Origin of the sequence: Rhizobium sp. PRIMUS64 (assembly GCF_023006465.1) — a bacterium.
In the GTDB taxonomy this organism is placed as follows: domain Bacteria; phylum Pseudomonadota; class Alphaproteobacteria; order Rhizobiales; family Rhizobiaceae; genus Rhizobium; species Rhizobium leguminosarum.
Genome location: NZ_JALBGX010000318.1, coordinates 1 through 708 on the forward strand (window position 1 = coordinate 1; position 708 = coordinate 708).

1 protein-coding gene and 1 pseudogene are annotated in these 708 nt (G+C 65.1%); both read left to right on the forward strand.

All coding sequences use genetic code 11. The features are described from left to right. Nucleotides 1-274: pseudogene (locus tag MOV76_RS39330) on the forward strand (iron ABC transporter permease); the annotation flags it as partial. Next, nucleotides 271-708, forward strand: a 438-nt coding sequence (locus MOV76_RS39335) for an ABC transporter ATP-binding protein (RefSeq protein ID WP_247266613.1), incomplete at its 3' end; no start/stop codon positions are given. The pseudogene MOV76_RS39330 and the gene MOV76_RS39335, both read left to right, overlap by 4 nt.

The window sequence follows — 708 nt, forward strand, 5'->3', positions numbered from 1 at the left end:
CCCAGGCCAGGCGGTGCGGCAGATCACCATGCGGCTTGCCGCACCCGGAGCGGCCGCCAGCGTCGCGCTGGCCGCACTCGGCATCACCAATGAACTCACGGCAACATTGATGCTGTCGCCCAATGGCGTCGATACGCTGGCGACGAAATTCTGGTCGCTGACCAGCGAGATAGACTATGTCTCGGCCGCCCCTTACGCCTTCATGATGGTCGTGCTGTCGCTGCCGCTCACCCTGATGCTCTATACCCAATCGAAACGGACCGCCGGCCAATGACGCTGCTCACGATCGAGAACATCAGCAAGCGCTATGGCCCCGTCCAGGCGCTGAAGGATATTTCGCTCGAGGTCTCGGCCGGAAGCCGCACGGCCGTCGTCGGCCCGTCCGGTTCGGGCAAGACGACGCTGCTGCGCATCATTGCCGGCTTCGAGCAACCCGATGTCGGCAGAGTGACGCTGGATGGCGACCTGCTCGCGGACGGTCCGGCGACAGTACCGGCACACAAGCGCGGTATCGGCATCGTCTCGCAGGACGGCGCGCTGTTTCCGCACTTAAGCGTTGCCGAGAATATCGGCTTCGGCTTCGAACGAGGCGCAGCCGATCGCGAGAAGCGCATCGTCGAGTTGCTCGACATGGTCGAGCTCGACCGCGGCATGCTGGCGCGGCGCCCGCATCAGCTTTCCGGCGGGCAGCAGCAGCGTGTGGCGCTG